The sequence below is a fragment of the Pseudomonas brassicae genome (genome assembly GCF_010671725.1).
Classification (GTDB): Bacteria; Pseudomonadota; Gammaproteobacteria; order Pseudomonadales; family Pseudomonadaceae; genus Aquipseudomonas; species Aquipseudomonas brassicae.
Genome location: NZ_JAAHBU010000102.1, coordinates 1 through 5,032 on the forward strand (window position 1 = coordinate 1; position 5,032 = coordinate 5,032).

Sequence of the window (5,032 nt, forward strand, 5' to 3'; positions counted from 1 at the left end):
CCTGTGGGAGCTGCTGCAGCGAAGCAGACGCCGCGCATCAACGGACAGGGCGTCGATCCCTTCGCTGGCAAGCCAGCTCCCACAGGGTTGTGCAAAGCCATCAGCGGCAGTGCGCGATCAGAAATCCTTGCACAGGCGCAAGGCGTCATAGATCGCCGCGTGGGTATTGCGCTGCGCCACACAGTCACCGATGCGGTACAGCAGGTACCCTTCCCCCGGCTGGCTCAGGATCGGCTGCGGCTGGATCGCGAACAGTGCCTCGATGTCCATCTGGCCCTTGTTGCGTGAACCTTCCTTGAGCGCGTAATACAGCGCCTCGTCCGGCCGCACGCCGTTCTCGATCACCACCTGGTCGACCACCCGCTCCTCCTTGGCCCCGGTGTACTCGTTCTCCAGCACCGCCACCAGCTTGTCGCCCTCGCGGTAGACCTTCTCCAGCATCAGGTCACCGGTCATGATCACTTCCTTGGGGTACATGCTGCGGTAGTAGGTCGGGAACGACGTGCCACCAATCGCCACGCCCGGCTTGATGTCGTCGGTGACGATCTCGACCTGGCTGCCCTTGTCGGCCAGGAAGTCCGCCACCGACATGCCGGTGAACTCGCAGATGGTGTCGTACACCAGTGCGGTCTTGCCCGGCGCCACGGTGCCGTCAAGCACGTCCCAACTGCTGACCACAGCCCCTCGGCCGCGCCCCAGTGTTCGTTCTGCTCGACGAACGGGTGCCCGCCCACCGCCAGCACCACCACGTCCGGACGCAGGTCCATGATGGTTTCGGCATCGGCGCCGGTGCCCAGGCGCAGGTCGACCTTCAGCCGCGCCAGCTCCAGCTGGTACCAACGAGTGATACCGGCAATCTGGTCGCGCTGCGGCGCCTTGGCCGCCAGGCTGATCTGACCGCCAATCGCGTCCTTCTTCTCGAACAGGGTCACCTCGTGGCCGCGCTCGGCAGCCACGCGGGCTGCTTCCATGCCGGCCGGGCCGGCACCGACCACCACCACCTTGCGTTTGGGCCCGGTGGATTTCTCGATGATGTGCGGCACGCCCATGTATTCGCGCGAGGTGGCGGCGTTTTGAATGCACAGTACGTCCAGGCCCTGGTACTGGCGGTCGATGCAGTAGTTGGCGCCTACGCACTGCTTGATCTGGTCGATCTGGCCCATCTTGATCTTGGCAATCAGGTGCGGGTCGGCAATGTGCGCACGGGTCATGCCGACCATGTCCACATAGCCACCTTCCAGAATGCGCGTGGCCTGGTTGGGGTCCTTGATGTTCTGCGCGTGCATCACCGGCACGCTGACCACTTCCTTGATCCCGGCCGCCAGGTGCAGGAACGGCTCCGGCGGGAAGCTCATGTTGGGGATCACGTTGGCCAGGGTGTTATGGGTGTCGCAGCCCGAACCGATCACGCCGAAGAAATCCAGCATGCCGGTGGCATCGTAATATTTGGCGATCTCCTTCATGTCTTCGTGGCTGAGGCCATCGGGATGGAACTCGTCACCGCAGATGCGCATGCCCACGCAGAAGTCCGGGCCCACTTCCTCACGCACGGCCTTGAGCACTTCCAGGCCGAACCTCATGCGTTTCTCGAAGCTGCCGCCCCATTCATCGGTGCGCTTGTTGACCCGCGGGCTCCAGAACTGGTCGATCATGTGCTGGTGCACCGCCGACAGCTCGACGCCATCCAGGCCGCCCTCTTTGGCGCGCCGCGCGGCCTGCGCGTAGTTGTCGATCACCCGCCAGATCTCCTCCGGCTCGATGGTCTTGCAAGTGGCGCGGTGCACCGGTTCGCGGATACCCGAGGGCGACAGCAGGGTCGGCCAGTTGAAACCGTCCCAGCGCGAACGCCGGCCCATGTGGGTAATCTGGATCATGATCTTGGCGCCATGCTTGTGCATGGCATCGGCCAGGTTCTGGAAATGCGGAATGATGCGGTCGGTGGCCAGGTTCACCGAGGCCCACCATTGCTGCGGGCTGTCGATGGCCACCACCGAGGAGCCGCCACAGATCGCCAGGCCGATACCGCCCTTGGCTTTCTCTTCGTAGTACTTCACATAGCGCTCGGTGGTCATGCCGCCGTCGGTGGCGTACACCTCGGCGTGCGCGGTGCTCAGGACCCGATTGCGGATGGTCAGTTTGCCGATCTGGATCGGCTGGAACATTGCTTCGAATGCCATGGCGCGGTCCTCGGCTTACAGTGGTTTGACGATGAACAGGCCGTCGTCATGGCCTTCTTCAGAACCGCCGTAGACCTGCTCGGCGACCGTGCGAAGGGTGCTGCCGCGGGCTGCCAGGATCTGGTCCATGGCACCGGCAAACCAACCGGTGAACATGTAGTCGACCTTGCGCCCGACCTTGCCGTACACGTAGACGAAGGCCGAGTGTTCGAGCGTGACGCTGGCGGTGCCCTTGTCGAGGTCGATGGCCTGGATCTTGAACAGGCCCCAGCCACGCTGCGACAGGCGCTTCATGTAGTGTTCGAATACCGCCACGCCTTGCAGGCCATGGCATTCAGCCTCTTTTTCACACCAGTGCCAGGCCGACTTGTAGCCGGCCTTGTAGAGGATCTCGGCGTAGGCGTCGGCGCCCAGCACCTCTTCGATCCCCATGTGGTTGTTGACGAAGAAGTGCCGTGGCACGTAGAGCATCGGCAGCGCATCGCTGGTCCAGATACCGGTCTCGCTGTCGACTTCGATAGGCAATTGCGGGGCGATCTTGGCCATGGAAACTTAACTCCAACAAGGAAAAGGGGGTGCGGCTGGCTGGGGCGAGGGGGTTATTCGCCCCAGACGTCCTTGAGGACGTTGACCCAGTTTTCGCCCATGATCTTTCTCACCACGCGTTCGGGATGGCCGCGCTTGAGCAGGGTTTCGGTGAGGTTGGGGAACTCGCCGACGGTGCGGATGCCCAGCGGGTTGATGATCTTGCCGAAGCTGGTGAGGCGGCGCGCATAGCCCTTGTCGTGGGTCAGGTATTCGAAGAAATCCTGGCCGTGGCCCTGGGTGAAATCGGTGCCGATACCGATGGCGTCCTCGCCCACCAGGTTCATGGTGTACTCGATGGCTTCGGCATAGTCGTCGATGGTCGAGTCGATGCCCTTGGCCAAAAACGGCGCAAACATGGTAACGCCGACAAAGCCGCCATGGTCGGCAATGAACTTCAGCTCTGCATCGGACTTGTTGCGCGGGTGCTCCTTGAGCCCGGAGGGCAGGCAGTGGGAGTAGCACACCGGTTTTTTCGATTCGAGGATGACCTCTTCACTGGTCTTGGAGCCGACGTGAGACAGGTCGCACATGACCCCCACGCGGTTCATCTCGGCGACGATCTCGCGGCCGAAGCCCGACAGCCCGCCATCACGTTCGTAGCAGCCGGTGCCCACCAGGTTCTGGGTGTTGTAGCACATCTGCACGATGCCCACGCCCAGCTGCTTGAAGATGTCGACATAGCCGATCTGGTCTTCGAAGGCGTGGGCATTCTGAAAGCCGAAGAGGATGCCGGTCTTGCCCAGTTCCTTGGCCTTGCGGATGTCGGCAGTGGTGCGCACCGGGAGCACCAGGTCGCTGTTGTCGCGGATCAGCTTCTGGCTGGCGACGATGCTGTTGACCGTGGTCTGAAAGCCTTCCCATACCGACACCGTGCAGTTGGCGGCGGTGAGGCCACCTTTGCGCATGTCCTCGAACAGCTCGCGGTTCCATTTGGCGATGATCAGCCCGTCGATAACGATGCTGTCTGCGTGTAACTCGGCTGGGCTCATCAGGCTGTCCCCTTTTTTGGTGTCTGTGCGCCGAATCGTCTGCCGGCGCTTTGGGACCAGCATATGCCTCGTGGGCAGGTCGCCAGGATGCAAAAACGACAGGGGAATTGCCGAAAGCGTCAACGGGCGACAAAGGGCGGTTGATGGCCCGTGGGTTCAGCGCTGTTCTTTGCCGCGGTGCTTTGCGAGAATCGCCAATCCTGTTGCGCGTACCCTGGTGGGAGACCCTGTTGATGAAATCGCTGGTATGGCTTGCCCTCGTGGCCGTGACGCTGGGCGCACACGCCGAGGAACGTGACGAAAACACGCCGTGTGACAACGTCGAGACGGCGCAGCAGAACTATGACTGTGCGCTGTTCAGCCGCACCACCGCCGAGCGCGAACTCAACGCGGCCTTTGCCGACCTGCTCGAACGCATCAAGGAACAGTACGCCGGCCAGGGGGCCAAGATCAGTGAACTGAGCAACCGCCTGAACGCTGCCGAGAACCTGTGGAAGCAGGTGCGTGACGCCGACTGCAAGGTCGAGACGTTCGACAGCAAGCCCGGCAAGGACTTCGAGGCGGCGCAGAACACCTGCCTGGCACAACGTAGCGACGACCGTTCCGAATACCTGCAGTCCCTGGGCCTGCAAAACTCCGATTGAGGCACACATGAAAATCTGCGGAATCGAAATCAAGGGCAGCGAAGCCCTGCTGGCCGTGGCCGGCCTGGAGGCTGGCAGCCCTGTGCACGTTGGCGTGGCGACCAAGAAGATCGGCTTGGAGGACGATGAGGATGCGGCCCAGGTCAAGGCGTTTGCCGCGCAGGTGAAAGCCTTTGTCAGCGAGCAGGGCATCGAGCGCCTGGCGATCAAGAAGCGCAGCAAGAAAGGTGACTTTGCCGGCGGCCCCACCACCTTCAAGATCGAAGGCGTGTTGCAGTTGCTGGACAATTGCGCGGTCGAACTGGTCTCGCCGCAAACCGTCAGCGCCCAGGCCAAGAAGCACAACCTTGAACTGCCGGCGTCGCTGCACAAGTACCAGCACGAGGCTTACAAGAGTGCCTGCGCGGTGCTGCTCAAGCGTGGCTGAATACACCGCGCCGGCCCGGTCGCTTTAGCCGAAAACGACCTGTTCATAGGTAAAGCGGACATGCCCCTTGTCGCCGCGCAGCGGCGCTTCCAGAATCGAACCACCTTCTGCGTAGAACAAGGAAAACCGCCATGATGCATGCCGATTTGATTGATCAGGACGACCTGCTGGGTCACCTGCGCGGGCTGGGCTTCGAGGTGCCGGCCG

Annotated in this window: 5 protein-coding genes and 1 pseudogene; 2 read left to right on the forward strand and 4 right to left on the reverse strand. The window is 62.4% G+C overall.

Annotation, left to right across the window (positions count from 1 at the left end):
- Window positions 1-117: 117 nt before the first annotated feature.
- The 3 genes and pseudogenes from dgcA to G3436_RS08765 all read right to left on the reverse strand — a co-directional run bounded on the left by dgcA (window position 118) and on the right by G3436_RS08765 (window position 3,754).
- A pseudogene (gene dgcA, locus G3436_RS08755) lies at window positions 118-2,177 on the reverse strand (dimethylglycine demethylation protein DgcA).
- Between the two features lie 15 nt (window positions 2,178-2,192).
- Window positions 2,193-2,723 (reverse strand): DUF5943 domain-containing protein, encoded by a 531-nt coding sequence (locus G3436_RS08760; RefSeq protein WP_163943681.1) that lies wholly within the window; start codon window positions 2,721-2,723, stop codon window positions 2,193-2,195.
- Between the two features lie 53 nt (window positions 2,724-2,776).
- A complete protein-coding gene (locus G3436_RS08765; RefSeq protein WP_163943684.1) occupies window positions 2,777-3,754 on the reverse strand; it encodes a dipeptidase in 978 nt (325 codons plus the stop codon).
- A 233-nt stretch (window positions 3,755-3,987) separates the two neighbouring features.
- Here G3436_RS08765 and G3436_RS08770 point away from each other — a divergent pair, with 233 nt between their 5' ends.
- Both G3436_RS08770 and G3436_RS08775 read left to right on the forward strand, forming a co-directional pair.
- The gene (locus tag G3436_RS08770; RefSeq protein ID WP_163943687.1) at window positions 3,988-4,398 is read left to right on the forward strand and encodes a lysozyme inhibitor LprI family protein; all 411 of its coding nucleotides are present in this window, start codon (window positions 3,988-3,990) and stop codon (window positions 4,396-4,398) included.
- Window positions 4,399-4,405: 7 nt separating this feature from the next.
- Window positions 4,406-4,825 carry a DUF3010 family protein gene (locus tag G3436_RS08775; RefSeq protein WP_163943690.1) on the forward strand — a complete coding sequence of 140 codons (420 nt, stop codon included), beginning with the start codon at window positions 4,406-4,408 and terminating at the stop codon, window positions 4,823-4,825.
- A 24-nt stretch (window positions 4,826-4,849) separates the two neighbouring features.
- On the opposite strand, the gene G3436_RS27460 is transcribed toward G3436_RS08775, so the two are convergent.
- The coding region (locus G3436_RS27460; protein WP_243667069.1) for a hypothetical protein at window positions 4,850-5,032 on the reverse strand (183 nt) is incomplete at its 5' end.

Bases quoted from the DNA above. Each gene is read 5' to 3' on its own strand.
- G3436_RS08760 (WP_163943681.1), bottom strand. From the start codon at position 2,723: ATGGCCAAGATCGCCCCGCAATTGCCTATCGAAGTCGACAGCGAGACC.
- G3436_RS08765 (WP_163943684.1), bottom strand. From the start codon at position 3,754: ATGAGCCCAGCCGAGTTACACGCAGACAGCATCGTTATCGACGGGCTG.
- G3436_RS08770 (WP_163943687.1), top strand. From the start codon at position 3,988: ATGAAATCGCTGGTATGGCTTGCCCTCGTGGCCGTGACGCTGGGCGCA.
- G3436_RS08775 (WP_163943690.1), top strand. From the start codon at position 4,406: ATGAAAATCTGCGGAATCGAAATCAAGGGCAGCGAAGCCCTGCTGGCC.